This window comes from Franconibacter daqui, from assembly GCF_014644275.1.
GTDB lineage: Bacteria > Pseudomonadota > Gammaproteobacteria > Enterobacterales > Enterobacteriaceae > Franconibacter > Franconibacter pulveris.
This window is the reverse complement of the sequence record NZ_BMKJ01000005.1, coordinates 224780-244610: the sequence shown is the minus strand read 5'-3', so window position 1 is coordinate 244610 and position 19831 is coordinate 224780. Positions and strand designations below refer to the sequence as shown.

Sequence of the window (19831 nt, the reverse complement as noted above, 5' to 3'; positions counted from 1 at the left end):
AAAAAGGCTCCCCGCAGGGAGCCTTTTGTTTTATTACTCGGGATTAAAAGCCGACGCTGAAGCCTGCTTCGAGCTGCGCGTCGCTCCGGCCGTCGCTGAGGGTATGCTCACCGCCAAACGACAGGCTGTAATCATCGTTAAATTGCCACATCACACTCACGCCCGTCGTCCAGACATCCTGCGGCGCCGTGACACCCGCCAGCGGCATAGCCTGGTCAACACCGGTAAAGCTTGCCTGATAACGGCCGCTTTCCTGGCTGACGGTGCGCTGATAATGCGTCTGGAAACCGACGCCAATGCGACCATATTTCAGCAGTTCCTGCGTATAGCGGGTGCGCAAACCCACGCCTGCCTGCCAGCGGCCGGTGGTCTGGTCATCCGCCTTCAGACCGAAGCCGCTGCGGCTCTGCTCTTCGAAGGCGCTCTGACGCAGGCTGATATACTGCGCGTCCGCAAACGGCGTAACCTGCCACTGCTCGCCGCTGAAGCGGTAACCGCTCTCGCTGCCAAGCGTAAACCAGCTGCCGCTCTGACGGCTGCTGACGCGCTCGGCCTGGCTGCCAAGCCACAGCATACGGCGCTGATCGCCGTCGTAGTAGCCGGAAGCCATACGGCCGGTCACATAGTAACCGCCAACGATTTTGCCGCCGTAAAGCGCCGCTTCATTCAGCGTGCCGCGACTGCTTTCACCGCCGCTGCTCAGGCTGCCGGAGGTGTCGCCAAACATCAGCGAACTGCCGATAAAGGTGTTGCTGTCGATAAAGGTATCCTGCCCCGTTACCCAGCCGTTCGCGGCGTAGTTGACTGGCGCAAAACCGGCATGGCCAAGGCTGCCGTTCCAGGAGAAACGCTCCGCCCACTGGCGGCTTTGCGGCGCGTCCATCAGTTGCGCGATATGCTCTGCGTCGCGGCGCTGGCTCAGGTTGATGGACTGATAGGCCATCGCGCTGCCCGCCGCCGGAAGCTGCCCGGAAAGGCTCTCAAGCGTCGCCTGCGCCGCCTGCGCCGTCGGCGCTTGCTGAATTTGCGCCGCCGTCGCCGCAAACGCGGTTTGTTGCGCGTCCGCCGGTTGGTTATCCAGTTGCACAAAAGCCTGCTCAAGGCGCGTTGCGCCGGAAGCGGCGGCTGGCGTGTAATTTACGCCGCTCACCTGCGTGGCCTGAAGGCGCTGAATATTCAGCCAGACCTGGTTTGCGCTGTAACCTACCGAAGCGTCCAGGAACACGCCTGGCTCCTGCGTGAAGCTGCTGAATTGCCCCTGCACCGACCCGGCGTTGATCACCTCCTGCTGGCTTTTGGTAACGTAACCCTGAGGCACGCCCAACACATGAAGATCGCCATCCAGCGCGGCATTACCCGCAACGTTAAGCGTAGAGCCCAGCATGAAAGCAAGATGCCCTTCGCCATACTGCGTGTAGTTGCCGCCGAAGCGGGTTTCGCCATCGCGCAGGATCACATATCCACGGTTATCAACATCGCCCTTTACGCCGCGCATGTCGAGAGCGCCTGCGCTGCCGACGCTTGCGGAAGAGGCGATGCTCTTGCCGGAGAGAATACCGCCCAGTACGCGGGTCGCGCCGGTATAGGTGGCTTCTTCCGTCATCACCAGCGTGCCGGTGCCGTTTTTGATCAGCCCGCCTGCGCCGCTGATGGGGTTGCGCCAGGTCGAGCTGTAACCATCAAACGAGACGCTGACATCGCCCCAGTCGAACTTCGCCGGGCCTTTGATGGCTTTGCCCACGTCGAGCATGCCGTAACCATAAACCTCATCCACCCCCGGCGCGCCGAGGTCGGCGGCGGTGCCAAGCAGCGTCTGGCGTACCAGATCGTTTGAGAAATAGGGGAACTGCTGCCAGACCTGCGCGGCCGCGCCTGAGACCTGCGGCGCGGCGAAAGAGGTGCCGTTCACCAGGCGCAGCTGCGCGTTGCCCTGCTCGTCTTCCTCAAGCACATAAACGTTACCCGGCGCGGCGAGGCAATTGTATTTGCTGATGCCGCAGCGGTTCGCGTAAGAGGCGATAGCATTCAGGTTGTTGGTCGCCGTCACCACCAGCCAGCCTTTTTCCAGTTCCTGCGAGCCTGAAACAACTGGCAGGCTGGCGATGGTGCTCGGGTTAGCGGCGGAACTGTTGCCGCTTGCAAAAACCACCAGCCCGCCCTGGGCGATAAACGGCTTCCAGGCGTTGACGTAATAGTTGGTTGTCGCGCTATTCGTCGTGTCCCAGTTCGGGATTTCCCATGAATTGTTGATGATTTTCGCGCCCGCGCGCGCCAGGTCGCTGTTCACCTGAGCCAGGGAAAGGCTGTAGGCGGTGTTGCTGCTGTCGGGGATAATACGGGCGCTGATAAGCGACGCGCCGGAAGCGGTGCCGCCGGAGAAAACGCTGGCTGTACGTCCCGCCAGCGTCTGGGCGACCGACGTGCCGTGGCCGCGCACATCTTCTACGTTAAGGTTGTTGGTTGCCGGGTCGACATAATTGAGCACGCCCGTCACGGCGCCCTGCAATGCCGGGTTCTGGCTGTCGATGCCCGTATCCGCAACGCCAACGGTAACGCCTGCGCCGTTCACGCCTGCCGCGCGCGCCGCCGCCGCGTTGGTGGTGAAAAGGTTCTGGTTCCATGGCGTGCTGACAACGGTTTCACCTGCGGAAAGCGCAGGCCCACCAGGCTGAGCAACAGGCGCTTTTAAAATCGTCTTGTTGGCCGGCGGGGTTGCCACAACGCCGCTGTCGTTGCCCGGACTGGCGTTATTACCCGCGCCGCCGCTGTTTTGCGCGCTCGTCTTACTGGCGCCGTCGCCCGTGACGCCGTTAACGGTGCCGCTGTGGTCACCGCCACCGCCACCGCCGCCACCGCCACCGCTGCAAGCAGAGAGCATCACAATCAAAACTGATTTCCCTGTAATCGAAAAAGTCCGTTTACCCAAAGACTTTTTTGAGGGCATAACAACTCCCGGGCGATTTAACGCCTTTATAAAAAAGTTTTCCCTGAATTCCGCAAATTAAAAATTTCGGCTTTCGTATGTCTGCATAAATGCCGCCAGCAGCAGAATGGCACTGCTCATTGCAGGAAGAATTATCAAAATAAACAGGTGATATTTCTTTTTGCTTGCTTTAGTGGCGCTAAACTCTATCGGCCTGATTCAGTAAAACTTTAATTTTAGATATATGCAGCAGAATGTTTTTTATGTAATTAGTTTAAATACAAGGAGATAAATTTTGCTTAGGCGGAGGCAACCCCCAGGCCAGGCTCGTCTCCTGAGCCCTTGCCAGGGCTGGGGCGGTGAGGAAAACCGGAGGATGATACAGACAAAACGAGCATCCAACTTTTTAACAACAAGGGTGATGCAGCCTTATTAATTAGCAGACTAAAGAATTAATCCTCCGCCTTATTATTAGCGGTATTTTCCTTTCCTTTTAATATCTAAATCCCGGCGGTTCTCAATATAAAAATAAGACGTCGGGTTTTAATACCACCTGTCGGGGAACTATTTCTTTTAAAGAGACACAACCCTGAATTAATAGCCAGTTGAAACAGCCTGTTTATGATTTCCTTTACTATCAGTACCGAAAAATAGCGGGCATTGAGGGGAGCCTGAAGCAGCGATGCCGCCGGGCGAAGCTGGTAAAAAGGCAAAAAAAAGAGCGCTTTCGCGCTCTTTTTATCGGGTAGCGTTTTACGCTTTCAGCTTACGCATAACCAGCGTGGCGTTGGTGCCGCCAAAGCCGAAGCTGTTAGACATCACGGTCGTCAGCTCGCGCACGGTCGGTTCCGTTACGATATTGAGACCTTCCGCCTGCTCATCCATCTCTTCAATGTTAATGCTCGGCGCGATAAAGCCGTGCTCCAGCATCAGCAGGGAGTAGATAGCTTCCTGCACGCCTGCGGCGCCCAGAGAGTGGCCGGTCATCGCTTTGGTGGCGGAAATGGCCGGGGTATTGTTGCCGAACACTTCACGGATAGCGCCCAGCTCTTTCACGTCGCCCACCGGCGTGGAAGTGCCGTGCGAGTTCAGGTAGTCGATTGGCGCGTCGAGATCCTGCATCGCCATCTTCATGCAGCGCACCGCGCCTTCGCCCGACGGAGCAACCATATCTGCGCCGTCAGACGTCGCGCCGTAGCCGACGATTTCAGCATAGATGTGAGCGCCGCGCGCCAGCGCGTGCTCCAGCTCTTCCACAACGACCATACCGCCGCCGCCTGCGATAACAAAGCCATCGCGGTTCGCATCATAGGTGCGGGACGCTTTTTCCGGCGTTTCGTTGTATTTGGTGGAGAGCGCGCCCATGGCGTCGAACTCACAGGCCATTTCCCAGCCCAGCTCTTCGCCGCCGCCGGCAAAAACGATATCCTGTTTGCCAAGCTGGATCTGCTCAACCGCGTTGCCGATGCAGTGTGCGGAAGTCGCGCAAGCGGAGCTGATGGAATAGTTCACGCCGTGGATTTTGAACGGCGTCGCCAGGCAAGCGGAGACCGCGGAAGCCATAGCCTTGGTCACAACATACGGACCAACCGCTTTCAGACCGCGCGGGCTGCGCATTGCGTCTGCGCCAAATACCTGTGCTTTGGAAGAGCCGCCGGAACCGGCGATGATGCCAACGCGCGGGTTGTTCTGATAAACCTCTTCGCTCAGGTTTGCATCCTTGATGGCTTCCTGCATCGAAAGGTACGCATAGATAGAGGCATCGTTCATGAAACGAACCACTTTGCGGTCAATCAGGCCCGTGGTGTCCAGTTTTACGTTACCCCAGACGTGGCTGCGCATACCGGAATCGAGAAATTCTTGAGAGAAAGTGATCCCCGAGCGCCCTTCACGCAGAGATGCCAGGACTTCCTGCTGGTTATTACCGATGCTGGAAACGATGCCCAAGCCAGTAATCACTGCACGTTTCATTCAATACCTCTGTAGTCGCACTTTGTAAGATTCGTGTCGCAAGATAGCGTACACTTGTACGCCGAACAAGTCCGATCAGCCAAAATATCAGGAAATTTGCACCGCTTTACACACATCGTTAAGATCGTGCCACCGCCTGTCAGACGAGCAACTTACGTGAAACTTAACGCGATACAACCGGCCAGCCTTGACTTTAATAGTGAGGGTACACCTGTTTCCCGAGATTTTGATGACGTTTACTTTTCTAATGATAATGGGCTGGAAGAAACCCGTTATGTTTTTCTCGGCGGCAATCACTTGCCGGAACGCTTCCTCACGCATCCCCGTTCGTCGTTAGTCGTCGCCGAAAGCGGCTTCGGCACTGGTCTCAACTTCTTAACGCTCTGGCAGGCCTTTGACGCTTTTCGCCATGCCCACCCGCAGGCGCCCCTTCAGCGCCTGCACTTCATCAGCTTCGAAAAATTTCCGCTAACCGCGCAGGATCTCAGGCAAGCGCACGCCCACTGGCCTGAACTCGCGCCGTGGGCGCAAAAGCTGCAGCAGCAATGGCCGCTGCCGCTGCCGGGTTGCCAGCGTTTGCTGCTGGACGACGGGCGCATCACGCTCGATCTCTGGTTTGGGGATATCAACTCGCTTGTCGATGAACTGGATGATTCGCTCAACCAGCAGGTAGACGCCTGGTTTCTGGACGGCTTTGCGCCAGCGAAAAACCCTGATATGTGGACGCCGAAGCTCTTCTCGGCGATGGCGCGCCTGGCGCGTAAAGAAGGCACGCTTGCGACATTCACCTCAGCCGGGTTTGTACGCCGGGGTTTGCAGGAGGCGGGTTTTACCATGCAAAAGCGCAAAGGCTTTGGGCGCAAGCGCGAAATGCTGACCGGCATCCTTGAAGAGCGAGACGACGCCGTTTCGCGCGCGCCCTGGTTTGCCCGTTCGCCTGCCTCCGCCCGGGAAGCCGCGGTTATCGGCGGCGGCATCGCCAGCGCCCTGTTCTCGCTCGCGCTGTTACGCCGCGGCTGGCAGGTGACGCTTTATTGTGAAGATGAGGATCCGGCTCAGGGCGCATCCGGCAACCGCCAGGGCGCGCTTTATCCGCTGCTAAGCCAGCACGACGCCGCGCTGGCACGCTTTTTCCCCGCTGCTTTTACGTTTGCGCGTCGTCTTTACGACAGCCTGCCGGTGTCATTCGACCACGACTGGTGCGGCGTCACGCAGCTCGGCTTCGATGAAAAAAGCCAGCAGAAGATTGACCAGATGCTGAGCCTGGATTTGCCCCAGCCGCTGGCGCGGGCGGTTACGGCGCAGGAAGTGGAAGCGCGTGCGGGCGTACGCACCGGCTGCGGCGGCATTGAATATCCGCAGGGCGGCTGGCTGTGCCCCGCCCAACTCACGGCGGGCGTGCTGGAGCTTGCCTGCAAGCTGGGGTTAAAAACGCATTATCGTCGCCGCGTTACTGCGCTCGCGCAGGAGCAAACCGGCTGGAGGCTCGATTTTGATAACGGCGAGCAGGCTTACCATCAGGCCGCCGTGCTGGCGAACGGCTGGCAGATAAGCCGCTTTGAACAGACGGCGCCGCTGCCGGTTTACCCGGTCGGCGGCCAGGTAAGCCATATTCCTACCGCGCCATTGCTTGCCAAGCTGCGCCAGGTGCTCTGCTATGACGGTTACCTGACGCCGCAAAACCCGGCCAACGGCATGCACTGTATCGGCGCAAGCTATCATCGCGGACGCGAGCAAATGGTTTATAACGAAGCGGATCAGCAGCATAACCGCCAGCGGCTGATTGACTGCCTGCCGCAAGCTGACTGGACGCAGGAAGTCGATGTCAGCGGCGGCGAAGCGCGCTGCGGCGTAAGGTGCGCAACGCGCGACCATTTGCCGATGGTGGGCAACGTGGCGGACTACGAAGCCACGCTTTCGCAATACGCGACGCTTGCCGCCGCGCCGGAAAACGCCGCCCCCGCCCCGGTTCACGCCAATCTCTTTATGCTGGGCGCGCTTGGCTCCCGCGGGCTGTGCAGCGCGCCGCTGGCTGCGGAAATTCTCGCTTCGCAAATGAACGATGACCCGCTGCCGCTGGATAGCGCAACGCTTGCGGCGCTGAACCCCAACCGTCTGTGGGTGCGAAAGCTGCTGAAAGGAAAAGCGGTGAAGTGAGTGTCGCAGCGGGTGGGAAAGGCGCTACGTTTACCTGCCCGGAGCGGTTCATGCATACCTGAACCGCTCCTCGCCGTCAGGAAGAGGAGCGATGCAAGTTAAGCCCCGAGGGTTACTTCAACTTCGCCTGCTGGAACAGGTTATCCCACATGCCAAGCACCAGCGCCTGGTCGCGCGGGGAGAGCTCGCCGGCGTGAATGGCGGTTTCAAGGCTGTTGGTCACTTTCGCATACACCGCTTCCGGCGAATGGTCGTCGCCCTGCTCAAGCTCGGCTACCGCCAGCGTCAGGTGCCCGCGCAGGTAGCCGCTGGCGAACAGTTCATCATCGCTGGCATGCGCTACCATGTCGTCAATCAGCGCCAGAATGCGTGCTTCAAATTCCGCGATCATCTTCTTTCCTCTTTCAGTACTATGGCGATCAGCACAAGTCTTCCGGCCATGGAAATTGCTCCGCCGTAAACGGCGGCGTCTGGTAGTAATCTTGCAGAGCAGCGATAAAACGCGCCGGGCGCGTCGGGATCCCCTGCTCCAGATAGGTCATCACCTGAGCGTGCACCCGACGCTGAAAAGCGATGCGATCCGGGTCAAAATTGCCGCTCAGGTTGTCGCAGCTAACGTTAAACGGAAAATTCGCCGCCGCGCAAAAGAGCCATTCCAGCGCCTGCGGCTTTACTTCAACATCTTCAAACTGGTGCTGCGTGGCTTCGTCGCGTCCGTCCGGGCAGTACCAGTAGCCGAAGTCCACCAGCTCGCGCCGCGCTTTGCCCGCAATACACCAGTGCGAAATCTCATGCAAAGCGCTGGCGTAAAAACCGTGGGCGAAAACCACCCGGTTGTAAGGCGCGTCGTCGTCAGCCGGAAGATAAACAGGCTCATCGTCGCCTTTAATCAGACGGGTATTAAATTCTCCGGCAAAGCAGCCGTCGAATATCTCTATTAGCTGTTGGTAATGGTGTTCTTTACTCATTAGTTTATCCCTAAGGCTTGCAGAATTTCCGTTCCATGGCTGTCATATAAAAGTTTGGCGCTCATGACCGCCGAGACAATCACTATCATCGGGCGAATAAGCTTCTGGCCTTTGCTCAGCACCAGTCTTGAACCCAGGCGGGCGCCCAAAAACTGCCCCGCCAGCATAATAAATCCGGTCCCCCACACCACTTTGCCGCCGATAATAAACAGCAGCAGGCCGCCAATATTCGAGGTGGCGTTCAGCACCTTGGCGTGAGCGGTGGATTTAGCAAGGTTATAGCCGCAGAGCGTGACAAAGGCCAGCGCGTAAAACGAGCCTGCGCCAGGGCCGAAGAAGCCGTCATAAAAGCCCACGCAGCCCCCGGCCACCAGCGCAAAAGGCAGGCCATAGAGACGACGTTGCCGGTCCTCTTCGCCAAGGCGCGGCATCAGCAGAAAATAGAGGCCGATGCCGATAACCAGCAGCGGCAGGATCTGGCGCAGCACGTCAGATTTCACATGCTGCACCAGCAGCGCGCCGGTAGTCGAACCGATGAAGGTCATCAGAATGTTAAGCTTCTGCGATTTGAGATCCACCACGCCGCGACGGATAAAATAGAGCGAGGAAGAGATTGAACCGCCGCACGCCTGCAGCTTATTGGTGGCCAGCGCCTGCGCGGGCGACATGCCTGCCGCCAGCAACGCAGGCACGGTCAGCAGCCCGCCGCCGCCCGCCAGCGCGTCGATAAACCCCGCCAGCATGGCGACGAAAAACAACACGCCAAGCAGCAGCGGGGAAACCATAAAGAGATCCATTTACTTATCCTTAAAGTACATGCTCATCCAGCAGCGCCTGACAGGAAGGCGGTGGCGGTGGTGGCGCTTTCTTCACTGGCGCCTGTCCGCCTGGTTTGGCGGGGATAAACCAACTTTGCAGCTCCTCGCCGCAGCCATCGCCTGGCGGCGGCGGCGCTTGCTCTTCGCACTCAAGGCTGTCAGCCGGACAGCGCAGGCGCACATGCATATGGGCGCGGTGCTGGAACCACGGGCGCACTTTGCGCAGCCAGTCGCGATCCGGCCCGGCGTCCAGACAAAGTTGCTGCTTAATGGCCGGATTGACAAAAATACGCGTCACTTCATCATCCAGCGCGGCAAGCTTGATAAGCCCACCGATTTCCGGTTTCCACAATGAAGGCACAACCGATTTTCCGTCGCGCGCCACCAGATCCAGCGCCTGGGGCTTGAGCAGCTGTGCGGCGCTCCAGCGCGTTTTCGGCAGTTGCAGGAAGATATCGACATCAAGCCCGGTCTGGTGGCTGGCGTGACCGCCGTTAAACCGTCCGCCCGCGGGCATTCCCATATCACCTACCAGGACGGTGCCCATACCGAGGCGATGCGTTTCACCGCTGAGGCGCTGGATAAAACGCACCAGATCCGGATGACCGAAATAGCGACGCTGGTCGGTGCGCATCACCTGATAAGCATCGTCGTTAAGCGGCAGCGCTTGCGCGCCCACGATACAGCCGTTGGAAAACGCGCCGATAGACTGGGCGCTGCCGGGAATAGGACGACTGATTTTTTGCCACGGTGTGGCGGCGAAAACCGCGCTGCTGGCACAGAGAGCCAGCAGCGCGCAGAGTGCTTTTTTCATGCGTTTACCAGCGAGGCAGTGTTGTGCTGACGTCGGCGTTCTGGGCGCGCTGACGCAGCAGGTGATCCATCAGCACGATAGCCAGCATCGCTTCGGCGATCGGCACCGCGCGGATCCCCACGCAGGGATCGTGGCGCCCGCGCGTCACCATCTCAACCTCTTCGCCGAAGCGGTTGAGGGTACGGCCCGGCACCATAATGCTGGAGGTGGGCTTCAGCGCGATATGCGCGACGATCTGCTGGCCGCTGCTGATGCCGCCGAGAATGCCGCCCGCATGGTTACTCTGGAATCCCGCTTTGGTGATTTCATCGCGATTCTGGCTGCCCTTGAGCGCCACCGCGCCGAAACCTTCGCCAATTTCCACCCCTTTCACCGCGTTGATGCTCATCAGCGCATGGGCGATATCAGCATCAAGACGGTCGAATACCGGCTCGCCGAGGCCCGGCGGTACGCCGTCCGCCACGACAGTCACCTTCGCGCCGATCGAGTCGCCCTCTTTCTTGAGCGCCCGCATCAGTTCATCCAGCGCGTCGATTTTATCCGGGTCCGGACAGAAAAACGGGTTCTGCTCCACCTGATCCCACGCTTTGATTTCCAGCGGAATATCGCCCATCTGCGTCAGGCAGGCGCGGATCTGCACGCCGAATTTCTGCGCCAGATATTTTTTAGCGATGGCGCCCGCCGCCACGCGCATCGCGGTTTCACGCGCTGAGGAGCGCCCGCCGCCGCGGTAGTCGCGCAGGCCATATTTTTGTTCGTAGGTGTAATCAGCATGGCCGGGACGAAACACATCTTTAATAGCGCTGTAATCCTGCGAGCGCTGATCGGTGTTTTCAATCAGCAGGCCGATGCTGGTGCCGGTGGTGACACCTTCAAACACGCCGGAGAGGATTTTCACCTGGTCCGGTTCGCGGCGCTGTGTGGTATAGCGAGAGGTGCCGGGGCGGCGGCGGTCGAGGTCGTGCTGCAGGTCCGCTTCGGTAAGCGGAATGCCCGGCGGCACGCCGTCCACGATGCAGCCCAGCGCCAGACCGTGGGATTCACCGAAGGTCGTTACGCGAAAGAATTGTCCAATACTGTTCCCTGCCATCACGGCTCCTTACCGTTGTCATCGTTATATGTGAAAGGAGTGAATGCGGGCGCGCAGGCCCGCAAGGTACGGATTAATCCCGGTAAATGCTGAAGTGTTCGCGCGCGCTGATAAGCTGCGCTTTGGTCAGCATAAAGACGCCATCACCGCCGTTGTCAAACTCAAGCCAGGTGAAGGGGACATCCGGATATTGCTCAATCAGATGTACCATGCTGTTACCCACTTCACAAATCAGAATGCCGTTGTCGGTGAGGTAATCCGGCGCGCAGGCCATGATGCGGCGCGCCAGCTTCAGCCCGTCGCTGCCCGCAGCGAGCCCCAGCTCCGGCTCATGGCGGTATTCGCCCGGCAGGTCGGACATATCTTCTTCATCCACGTAAGGCGGGTTTGTGACGATGATGTCGTATTGCACTTTCGGCAGGTCGCGGAAGAGATCGGAGCGGATCGGCGTAACGTGGTGGATCATGCCGTGCTCTTCAATATTATGTTCGGTGACCGCCAGCGCATCGGTGGAGATGTCGACTGCGTCCACTTCCGCTTCCGGGAATTCATAAGCGCAGGCGATGGCGATGCAGCCGCTGCCGGTGCACATATCCAGAATGTGCTGCGGCTGATGGTCAATCAGCCCGGCGAAGCGGTTGGTGATAAGCTCGCCGATGGGCGAACGCGGCACCAGCACGCGCTCATCCACAAAAAACTCGTGGCCGCAGAACCAGGCTTTGTTAGTGAGGTAGGCCACCGGAATACGCTCGTTAACGCGGCGAATCACGCGTTCAACGATGCGGTGACGCTCGCTGGAGGTCAGGCGCGCGGTGCGCATATCTTCCGGGATATCCAGTGGTAGCCAGAGCGTGGGCAGCACCAGCTGCACCGCCTCATCCCACGGGTTGTCCGTGCCGTGACCATACCAGATGTTCGCCGCGCTAAACCGGCTAACCGCCCAGCGCAGCATATCCTGAATGGTGTGCAGTTCATTAACTGCTTCATCGACGAAAATTTTATCCACATTGCCCTCCGCAGGCCGCACCGCGTTTACATTCGGCGGCTAGTTTGCCATGAAGACGGCGATAAATCAGCATTCGCCGACGCGGCAGGCCGGGAATTGGGCGTTTTATTTGGCACGCGCACGAAGTCAGGTAAACTGCCCCAAAATGCTTAAGACGAGAACGAGATGAAAAAGAAGCCATCGCTGAGCGAGGAAGAAAGCGCGCTGTTCCGTGAGTTGATGCGCGGAACCCGCCAGATAAAGCAGGACACCATCGTCCATCCGCCGCCGCGTAAGAAACTGAGCGAGGTGCCGCCAAAGCGCCTGTTGCAGGAGCAAGTGGATAACAGCCACTATTTTTCCGATGAGTTCCAGCCGCTGCTGAACAGCGACGGGCCGATGCGCTACGTGCGCCCGGGCGTCGATCATTTCGAACTGAAAAAGCTGCGCCGGGGCGACTACTCCCCCGAGCTGTTTCTCGACCTGCACGGCCTGACGCAGATGCAGGCGAAACAGGAACTGGGCGCGCTTATCGCCGCCTGCCGCCGCGAGCATGTTTTTTGCGCCTGCGTGATGCACGGCCACGGCAAACATATTCTTAAGCAGCAGACGCCGCTGTGGCTTGCGCAGCATCCTCACGTGATGGCGTTTCATCAGGCGCCGAAAGAGTATGGCGGCGACGCCGCGCTGGTGGTGCTGATTGAAGTGGAAGAGTGGCAGCCGCCGCAGTTGCCCTGAACCGACGTTTGCGCGCTGCAAAGCAGATGGCGGGCATATAAAGAACGCGCCGGGCCAAAAAAGCAGAGAGCCGCACTGAGCGGCTCTTTTTTCATGCGACTGGCGTTAAATCGCTTTTTTCATTCTGAGATTGCAGGGGCTCATCTGCCAGTTGAACACCCCTTTGCCGCTTTCGTTATCCAGCGTAACGTTAGCGATAGCGGAAGTGGTGAACATAGGCGGCGTTTCGCCAGGGCAAAGCTCAGAGACCAGATAACCGACCAGCGGCAGGTGCGAAATCACCAGCACCGAGGCTATCCCCTCTTTCGCCAGCGCCTGCAGATAGTCCCCTACCAGATGAACATCGCCGCAAGGCGTCAGCTCCGGCAGGATGTCTTGTGTTTCCGGCAAATTCATTGCCTCCCGTACGACATCCAGTGTCTGTTCGGCTCGCAGGAAAGGGCTCACCAGAACACGTTCGATATCCACCTTTTGACCTTTTAACCAGGTCGCCATTTGACGGGATTCATCACAACCGCAATGGGTTAGCGGACGAACCGAATCACTGGCGGCATCGAGTGCTGCGTCGCCGTGACGCATGATAAAAACTTGCATATTGCACCGCTTTTGTTAACCAGAATCGCCCTTTTCCCCTTCGGGTATAACACAACCAGTAAGGTTATCAGGGCGGCCGGGCATTGTGCCTGATCCGTACTTCAGATGAAACGCTGTTTTTTACCTTATTGCTGCAAGTATAGTCAATCAACGTTTACAAACTGACCGACCGGCGCTTCATCCACAGCGGATGTTACTCTTGTTTGACCTCAATTTTTTCCTTCTGGTTCAATTCAGACCAGAAAACGAGGCGTTCTTCGGCCATCCGTATCAGCCTGTCGCAAGGGGCGAAACGCTCCCCATATTGGGCGGTAAGACGTTGCAGCGTCGCGACCACCTCACCCGCGCCCAGTCTATCCATATAGCGGAACGGGCCGCCAAGAAACGGCGGAAAACCAATGCCGAACACGCCGCCGATATCCCCATCGCGCGGCGAGCGCACTACCCCTTCATCCAGACAGCGCGCCGCCTCGTTAAGCATCATCATGACGCAGCGTTCGGCGATTTGCGCCCCGGTAAGCCGGTTGACGGGCTTCACGCCGGTTAACGTATAAATAGCCGGGTCTGGCTGTTTTTTGCTTTTACGCCCTTTCGCAGGATAAAGATAGAAACCGCGGCCATTTTTTCTGCCTTTGCGATCGTCCTTCAATATTGCTGCAACGGCGTCGTGCGGCGCGCTGAAGCGGGAGCCATACGCTTTTTCCAGCACCGGGATAATTTTAGTGCCTACGTCAATGCCTACCTCATCCAAAAGTTGGATCGGACCAACCGGGAAACCAAACTTCACCAGCGCGTCATCAATATGTTCAATGCTCTCCCCTTCCATCAGGCAGCGCATCGCTTCATTCATATAGGGAGCAAGAATACGGTTGACGTAAAACCCGGCGCAGTCGGCCACCACAATCGGCGTCTTGCCCTGCTTTTTGGCAAGCTGCACGGTGGTGGCGATGGTTTCCGCACTGGTGCCGGCGTGCGGAATCACCTCCACCAACGGCATTTTGTCGACCGGGCTAAAATAATGCAGGCCGATGACCTGTTCAGGCCGCGCCGCGTTCGCAGCGATATCGCCAATCGGCAGTGAAGAGGTATTCGAGGCGAAAATCGTATGCGGCGCGGCGTGCTGCTCCACTTCCTGCACCATCTTTTGCTTGAGCGCCAGGTCTTCAAAGACCGCTTCCACCACGATATCGCGATGATGAAAGCCGCGGTAATCGGTGGAACCGGAAATTAACGCCATCTGGCTGTCGCGCTCTGTTGCTTTGAGATGGCGGCGGCGCACCTTTTTCTCAAGCAGATCCCAGCTGTGTTTCAGCGCGTGGCTGATGCCTTTTTCATTAATATCCTTGATGCGAACCGGCAGCTTGCCCTTACTGGCGGTGACATAAGCGATGCCGCCGCCCATCAGCCCGCCGCCCAGCACGCCCACTGCGCGAAGAGGCCTCGGCTGCGCCTCGCTGCCAGTCTCTTTTTTAAGCTCGGTGCTGGCGAAAAAAATACCGCGCAGCGCCGCCGACTGCGGCGTCATCGCCAGCTCGCCAAACGCTTTCGCTTCAGCGTCGTAGCCGCTCGCGCTCCCCTGCTCAAGCCCGGTGCGTACGACATCGATGATGCGCCGCGCCGCCGGATAGTTGCCATGGGTTTTCTGCTCGGTTTGCTTTGTCACCATTTTAAACAGCAGCGCACGGCCCAGCGGCCCGGCGAGCACGCGTTCGCGCACCGGCAAACGCCGCCCGTTGCCGCGCCCTTTTTTTACCAGCGCTACGGCGGCATCCAGCAAAATAGAGGATGGCACCACATCGTCCACCAGCCCCACTTTCAGCGCCTGGCGCGGACGCAGCTGCTTGCCGGCGAGGATCATCTCCAGCGCCGTGCTAACGCCAGTCAGCCTCGGCAGGCGCTGAGTGCCGCCGGAACCGGGCAGCAGCCCCAGCTGCACTTCCGGCAGGCCCAGCAGCGTTTTAGGGGAGTCGGTGCAGACGCGGCGATGGCAGGCCAGCGCCAGCTCCAGCCCACCGCCGAGACACGGACCGTTAATCGCCGCCACGACCGGGATCGGCAGCGCATGAATATCCGCCATGATCTGCTGCCCCTGGCGCGCCAGCGCTTCCGCCTCCTGGGCCGTTTTGCAGCTGGCTATCATGTTGATATCAGCGCCGGCGATAAAGTTGTCCGGCTTGCCGGAAATAAACACAACCCCTTCCAGCGCTTTGTTATCGCGAATTTGCCGAAGAATGGCGCGCACCTGCGGACCAAACTCCGCCTTCAGGGTATTCATTTTCTCGTCCGGCACGTCGATAGTTACCACCGCCACGTTATCCGGGCGAACGTGAAGATAAAACGCGGATGTCGATTCCATTATTCGGCCTCCAGCACCATTGCCGCGCCAAGGCCCCCCGCCGCACAGGCGGTCACCAGGCCAAAGCCGCCGCCGCGGCGGCGCAGTTCGTTTAAGGTTTGGGTAATCATGCGCGCGCCGGTGGCGGCAAACGGATGCCCGTAGGCGATGGAGCCGCCCAGCACGTTGAATTTTGACTCATCCACGTCGCCCGTCGCGCGATCGCGTCCAAGCACCTCACGGGCAAAACGATCGCTTGCCAGCATTTTTAAATTCGTGAGCGTCTGCGAGGCGAAGGCTTCATGCATGTCGAACAGAGTTATATCGTTAAGCGTAAGTCCGGCGCGCTCCAGCGCCAGCGGCGTCGACCAGGCGGGGCCGAGCAGCATATCTTCCCACACATCGACTGCGGTAAAAGCGTAGCTTCTCAGGTAGCCCAGCGGCTGCAGCCCCAGCTCTCTGGCGCGGGATTCGGTCATCAGGATAACTGCCGCAGCGCCGTCGGTGAGCGGCGTGCTGTTCGCGGCGGTTACGGTGCCGTGCTGACGGTCGAATGCCGGGCGCAGCTTAGCGTAATCGGCTATTGTCGAGTTTTTGCGAACGTTATTATCTTCGCTAAAGGGTTCGCGGTAAGGCGGCACGTAAGCGGTCATAACCTCCTGCGCAAGTTTCCCCTCTTCCCAGGCCTTTGCGGCCAGTTGGTGCGAGCGGTGCGCCAGCGCATCCTGCTGCTCGCGGGTAATGCCATGGGTTTTCGCCATCTGCTCGGCGGTATCGCCCATCCGCAGGCCCGTGGAGTATTCCGCTACCGCTGGCGGCACCGGCAGCAAGTCGCGCATCCGCAGACGTGAAAAAAGCTTAAGCCGCTGGCTCATGGTGCGCGCTTTGTTCGCATCCACCAGCGTGCGCGCCAGCGTTTTGCTCACACCAATCGGCAGCACAGAAGAGGAATCCGCCCCGCCGGCAATCCCGGCGCGAATCGTGCCCGCCAGCAGGCTTTCCGCGACGTTGGCTACCGCCTGGAAGCTGGTGGCGCAGGCGCGGCTGACGCTGTAAGCGTCGGTATGAACGTTCATCCCGGTGCCAAGCACAATTTCACGAGCGATATTGGGCGCTTCCGGCATTTGCACAACCTGGCCAAACACCAGCTGTTCGATAACGTCTGGCGAGATTTCGCTGCGCGTCAACAGTTCACCGACCACCATCTTGCCGAGATCGACCGCCGGAACGCCGTGAAACGCCGTCGCCTGACGGGCGAAAGGGGTACGTAACCCACTGATAATCGCGATGCGATCCCCCTGCCGGGTGACCAGCGGTAATGCCTGACTCATAACCTTCCCCTGTAAAAACGTTAAAGCGCAAAAGTGGTCTGACCTGATAACATTCTTAACCAAAAATTTACATTGAGCCAATCAGAGAGAGGAAAAAGTGCGAGGCGAAACACGAATTGAGGGGCAAAAGAAAACGCCTTCCTGGCAAAAAGAAGGCGTTTTAAGAAGAAGGGTTTACCGCAAGCCGAGCTGGAAGATCATGGTTTCCGCCTGGCAGGCAAAAACAAAATCGATATCCATCTGTACGCCGCCTTCCACCTCGGTAAAGCGCGGCGTGACCTGACACGGCTCCGACTCCACTTCACGGGCCTTCGCCGTCAGGGCCGCCAGGGTTTCCTCTGCTTCGGCGCGGCTTGCGAATACGCGGCTGTAAGAGGCGGTACAATCGGTATTGTCCATGATGGTACCCACATCAATACAGCAACAAACCGGGGTTTCATCAGCACTGCATTTACTCATTGTGATTTCCTCTTTTAATAACGCAAAAACGATGCGGTTATTTTACGCTGCCGGAAATTCACCCTCCACATTAACTTTGTTTAAGCGGCGATAAGTGACCGAAATCACAATTAAAAATGATCTAACGCAAAATTCACCCAACCTGATGATCGACGCCGCTTCGAATTTTGCAGACGGGATCGCGTTTCGAAGATCACAATTGAAAAATGTTATAAACATACTTGCAACATATCGGCTGGTCGGACCTATACTCTCGCCACTGGTCTGATTTGTAAGCTGTACCTCAGACCCTACACTTCGCGCTCCTGTTACCTTAGGTAACATTATTTAAAAATAATAAATGGATGAGGTTATGGTCATGAGCCAGAAAACCCTGTTTACCAAATCTGCTCTCGCGGTCGCAGTGGCAATCGTCTCTTCTCAAGCCTGGTCTGCAGGTTTCCAGCTAAACGAATTTTCTTCCTCTGGCCTGGGCCGTGCCTATTCAGGGGAAGGCGCTATCGCCGATGATGCGGGCAACGCAAGCCGCAACCCGGCGCTGATTATGATGTTTGACCGCCCGACCTTCTCCGGCGGCGCCATTTTTGTAGACCCGGACGTCAACGTCTCCGGCCGTTCGCAGACAGGCCGCAGCCTGGACTCGGACAACATCGCGCCGACCGCCTGGGTGCCGAACCTGCATTTCGTGGCGCCGATTAACGAGCAGTTTGGCTGGGGCGCGTCAGTTACCTCTAACTACGGCCTGGCGACGGAATATAACGACAGCTATACCGCTGGCTCTGTGGGCGGCAAGACTGACCTCGAAACCATTAACCTTAACTTAAGCGGCGCCTATCGCCTGGACAACCACTGGAGCTTCGGCGTAGGCTTCGACGCGGTTTATGCGCGCGCGAAGATTGAACGTTACGCAGGCGATCTGCCGCAGCTGCTTGCAGGCGGCATTGCAAGACAAGCGCAGGCGGGTCTTATTCCTGCGGCGACTGCGCGCGCTATTGCAGCCCAGGCGGCTGGCATCAGTTCTGATACTCAAATCGCCTATCTGAAAGGCGATGAGTGGGGCTTCGGCTGGAACGCGGGGATCCTTTATGAAGTAGATAAAGATAACCGTTACGGCTTTACCTACCGTTCTGAAGTAAAAATCGACTTTGACGGCGATTATAAGAGCAGCCTGCCTGCGGCGATTAACCCGATTAACGCCGCCTATGGTCTGGGTCTGCCTTACGGCACCGGCGGCAGCACTACGGGCGGCTCGCTGACGCTGAACCTGCCTGAAATGTGGGAAATCTCCGGTTATAACAAAGTGGCGCCGCAGTGGGCCGTACACTACAGCCTGACCTACACCAGCTGGAGCCAGTTTGAAGAGCTGAAGGCGACCAACAGCAACGGCCAGACGCTGTTCCAGAAAGAAGAGAACTTCAGGGATGCTTACCGCATCGCGCTGGGCACCACTTATTACATGGACGATTACTGGACCTTCCGCACCGGTATCGCGTTTGACGACAGCCCGGTGCCAGCCGACCACCGCTCCATCTCCATTCCGGACCAGGATCGTCTGTGGCTGAGCGCCGGCGCTACTTACGCCTTCAATAAAGATGCTTCCGTGGACGCCGGCATTTCTTATATGCACGGTCAGCACGTGGAATTCACCGAAGGCCCGTATACCTTCAAATCTGAAGGTAAAGCCTGGCTGTATGGCGTGAACTTTAACTACGCGTTCTGATAACGGTTTACTTATCAAAAAAGGCGGGCCGATGGCTCGCCTTTTCTTTTGCGTGGGAATATTACCTGCCCTGCAAACCGGCCTGGTTTCAACCGGCGCCGATAAAAAAGGCGAACCCGGAGTTCGCCTTTTTTACATTCTGCCATCGCTTATTCAGCATCAATCTCTTTGAGATCGTCCTGAATCGCCTGGGCGTTCGGGTTCTCTTGCGGCTTGAGTTTACCGCCATTGGCGATAAAGTCATGGCGCTGGAAGTAAGCTTCACGCACCAGAATATAAGGGTCCGAAGACTGGCGCAGCAGGCCGTCGGAATCCAGCAGTTGCGCACGGGTTTCCACCCCTTCCACCGCCCATTTCCCAACCGACAACGGCCAGGTCAGCCAGGAGAGCACCGGATAGAGCGTATCCACCGCGTCGCCGCCATCTTCACGCAGCGTAAAGCTGCCGTAAAAAGGCAGTTGCAGATAAGGACCATAGCCCACGCCGTAATAGCCCAGCGTGCTGCCAAAACGGTGCGGCTCTTCGCGCGCCAGCTTGGGATTCGCCATGCCCGCCACATCGATAAAGCCGCCCATCCCCAGAAGGGTGTTGAGGAAGAAGCGGGTAAAGTGCACCATCCCCTGGTAAGGATTGCCCTGCAGGAAATAGTTCACCATCACCGCCGGCTCTTCCAGGTTGCCAGTGAAGTTGCTCAGGCCATTGCGCGCAGGTTGCGGCACATAATCGCGCCAGGCGACCGCCACCGGGCGCAGTACGTACGGGTCTACCACGTTAAAGTTGAAGTTATACATGGTGCGGTTGAACCCTTCGAACGGGTCCGAACGTCCCTGCTCCGTTTGCGAAGAGCTGGCGCAGCCCACCAGCAGCGTGGCGGCCAGAGCAAGCCCGGTCAGGCGAAATTTCATCTCAGTCTCCCTGTAAAGTCGTC

16 protein-coding genes are annotated in these 19831 nt (G+C 58.2%); 3 read left to right on the top strand and 13 right to left on the bottom strand.

Going from position 1 to position 19831, the window contains the following annotated elements:
* Positions 1–43 precede the first annotated feature (43 nt).
* Together IEX01_RS16820 and fabB are read right to left on the bottom strand one after the other, a co-directional pair.
* A complete protein-coding gene (locus IEX01_RS16820; protein WP_188724246.1) occupies positions 44–2878 on the bottom strand; it encodes an autotransporter serine protease in 2835 nt (944 codons plus the stop codon).
* 798 nt (positions 2879–3676) lie between these two features.
* Positions 3677–4894 (bottom strand): beta-ketoacyl-ACP synthase I, encoded by a 1218-nt coding sequence (gene fabB / locus IEX01_RS16815; RefSeq protein WP_024558231.1) that lies wholly within the window; start codon positions 4892–4894, stop codon positions 3677–3679.
* 156 nt (positions 4895–5050) lie between these two features.
* On the opposite strand from fabB, the gene mnmC reads away from it, so the two are divergent.
* Complete coding sequence (gene mnmC, locus IEX01_RS16810; protein WP_188724206.1) at positions 5051–7051, top strand: bifunctional tRNA (5-methylaminomethyl-2-thiouridine)(34)-methyltransferase MnmC2/FAD-dependent 5-carboxymethylaminomethyl-2-thiouridine(34) oxidoreductase MnmC1; 2001 nt, start codon at positions 5051–5053, stop codon at positions 7049–7051.
* 112 nt (positions 7052–7163) lie between these two features.
* On the opposite strand, the gene IEX01_RS16805 is transcribed toward mnmC, so the two are convergent.
* From IEX01_RS16805 to prmB, 6 genes are all read right to left on the bottom strand, one after another.
* Positions 7164–7442 (bottom strand): YfcL family protein, encoded by a 279-nt coding sequence (locus IEX01_RS16805; protein ID WP_024558229.1) that lies wholly within the window; start codon positions 7440–7442, stop codon positions 7164–7166.
* A gap of 28 nt (positions 7443–7470) precedes the next feature.
* Positions 7471–8019 carry an elongation factor P hydroxylase gene (locus tag IEX01_RS16800; protein ID WP_024558228.1) on the bottom strand — a complete coding sequence of 183 codons (549 nt, stop codon included), beginning with the start codon at positions 8017–8019 and terminating at the stop codon, positions 7471–7473.
* Positions 8019–8816 carry a sulfite exporter TauE/SafE family protein gene (locus IEX01_RS16795; protein WP_024558227.1) on the bottom strand — a complete coding sequence of 266 codons (798 nt, stop codon included), beginning with the start codon at positions 8814–8816 and terminating at the stop codon, positions 8019–8021. The genes IEX01_RS16800 and IEX01_RS16795 overlap by 1 nt, the downstream gene beginning before the upstream one ends.
* 10 nt (positions 8817–8826) lie before the next feature.
* Positions 8827–9651: a penicillin-insensitive murein endopeptidase gene (mepA, locus tag IEX01_RS16790; protein ID WP_188724205.1), complete on the bottom strand. Its 825-nt coding sequence runs from the start codon at positions 9649–9651 to the stop codon at positions 8827–8829.
* A gap of 4 nt (positions 9652–9655) precedes the next feature.
* Positions 9656–10741 (bottom strand): chorismate synthase, encoded by a 1086-nt coding sequence (gene aroC / locus IEX01_RS16785; RefSeq protein ID WP_024561607.1) that lies wholly within the window; start codon positions 10739–10741, stop codon positions 9656–9658.
* Between the two features lie 73 nt (positions 10742–10814).
* On the bottom strand, positions 10815–11747 hold the full coding sequence (gene prmB, locus IEX01_RS16780; RefSeq protein ID WP_188724204.1) for a 50S ribosomal protein L3 N(5)-glutamine methyltransferase: 933 nt from the start codon (positions 11745–11747) through the stop codon (positions 10815–10817).
* A gap of 165 nt (positions 11748–11912) precedes the next feature.
* On the opposite strand from prmB, the gene smrB reads away from it, so the two are divergent.
* Positions 11913–12464 (top strand): endonuclease SmrB, encoded by a 552-nt coding sequence (gene smrB / locus IEX01_RS16775; protein WP_024561606.1) that lies wholly within the window; start codon positions 11913–11915, stop codon positions 12462–12464.
* Positions 12465–12569: 105 nt separating this feature from the next.
* On the opposite strand, the gene sixA is transcribed toward smrB, so the two are convergent.
* From sixA to IEX01_RS16755, 4 genes are all read right to left on the bottom strand, one after another.
* Entirely contained in the window at positions 12570–13058 is a 489-nt protein-coding gene (gene sixA / locus IEX01_RS16770) for a phosphohistidine phosphatase SixA (RefSeq protein ID WP_024558222.1), read from the bottom strand.
* Between the two features lie 193 nt (positions 13059–13251).
* Positions 13252–15414, bottom strand: a complete 2163-nt coding sequence (gene fadJ, locus IEX01_RS16765) for a fatty acid oxidation complex subunit alpha FadJ (RefSeq protein WP_188724203.1) — start codon at positions 15412–15414, stop codon at positions 13252–13254.
* Entirely contained in the window at positions 15414–16724 is a 1311-nt protein-coding gene (gene fadI, locus IEX01_RS16760) for an acetyl-CoA C-acyltransferase FadI (protein WP_048888519.1), read from the bottom strand. Before fadI ends, fadJ begins: the two co-directional genes overlap by 1 nt.
* Positions 16725–16898: 174 nt before the next feature.
* Complete coding sequence (locus IEX01_RS16755; RefSeq protein ID WP_024558506.1) at positions 16899–17183, bottom strand: YfcZ/YiiS family protein; 285 nt, start codon at positions 17181–17183, stop codon at positions 16899–16901.
* Positions 17184–17535: 352 nt separating this feature from the next.
* Here IEX01_RS16755 and fadL point away from each other — a divergent pair, with 352 nt between their 5' ends.
* The gene (gene fadL, locus IEX01_RS16750; RefSeq protein WP_024558507.1) at positions 17536–18903 is read left to right on the top strand and encodes a long-chain fatty acid transporter FadL; all 1368 of its coding nucleotides are present in this window, start codon (positions 17536–17538) and stop codon (positions 18901–18903) included.
* 149 nt (positions 18904–19052) lie between these two features.
* Here fadL and mlaA read toward each other — a convergent pair whose 3' ends face one another.
* Positions 19053–19808 (bottom strand): phospholipid-binding lipoprotein MlaA, encoded by a 756-nt coding sequence (gene mlaA / locus IEX01_RS16745; RefSeq protein ID WP_024558508.1) that lies wholly within the window; start codon positions 19806–19808, stop codon positions 19053–19055.
* Positions 19809–19831 lie beyond the last annotated feature (23 nt).

Excerpts from the sequence above, each read along its gene's own strand:
- IEX01_RS16820 (WP_188724246.1), bottom strand. The coding sequence starts at position 2,878 with ATGCTCTCTGCTTGCAGCGGTGGCGGTGGCGGCGGTGGCGGTGGCGGT.
- fabB (WP_024558231.1), bottom strand. The coding sequence starts at position 4,894 with ATGAAACGTGCAGTGATTACTGGCTTGGGCATCGTTTCCAGCATCGGT.
- IEX01_RS16805 (WP_024558229.1), bottom strand. The coding sequence starts at position 7,442 with ATGATCGCGGAATTTGAAGCACGCATTCTGGCGCTGATTGACGACATG.
- IEX01_RS16800 (WP_024558228.1), bottom strand. The coding sequence starts at position 8,019 with ATGAGTAAAGAACACCATTACCAACAGCTAATAGAGATATTCGACGGC.
- IEX01_RS16795 (WP_024558227.1), bottom strand. The coding sequence starts at position 8,816 with ATGGATCTCTTTATGGTTTCCCCGCTGCTGCTTGGCGTGTTGTTTTTC.
- mepA (WP_188724205.1), bottom strand. The coding sequence starts at position 9,651 with ATGAAAAAAGCACTCTGCGCGCTGCTGGCTCTCTGTGCCAGCAGCGCG.
- aroC (WP_024561607.1), bottom strand. The coding sequence starts at position 10,741 with ATGGCAGGGAACAGTATTGGACAATTCTTTCGCGTAACGACCTTCGGT.
- smrB (WP_024561606.1), top strand. The coding sequence starts at position 11,913 with ATGAAAAAGAAGCCATCGCTGAGCGAGGAAGAAAGCGCGCTGTTCCGT.
- sixA (WP_024558222.1), bottom strand. The coding sequence starts at position 13,058 with ATGCAAGTTTTTATCATGCGTCACGGCGACGCAGCACTCGATGCCGCC.
- fadJ (WP_188724203.1), bottom strand. The coding sequence starts at position 15,414 with ATGGAATCGACATCCGCGTTTTATCTTCACGTTCGCCCGGATAACGTG.
- fadI (WP_048888519.1), bottom strand. The coding sequence starts at position 16,724 with ATGAGTCAGGCATTACCGCTGGTCACCCGGCAGGGGGATCGCATCGCG.
- IEX01_RS16755 (WP_024558506.1), bottom strand. The coding sequence starts at position 17,183 with ATGAGTAAATGCAGTGCTGATGAAACCCCGGTTTGTTGCTGTATTGAT.
- fadL (WP_024558507.1), top strand. The coding sequence starts at position 17,536 with ATGGTCATGAGCCAGAAAACCCTGTTTACCAAATCTGCTCTCGCGGTC.
- mlaA (WP_024558508.1), bottom strand. The coding sequence starts at position 19,808 with ATGAAATTTCGCCTGACCGGGCTTGCTCTGGCCGCCACGCTGCTGGTG.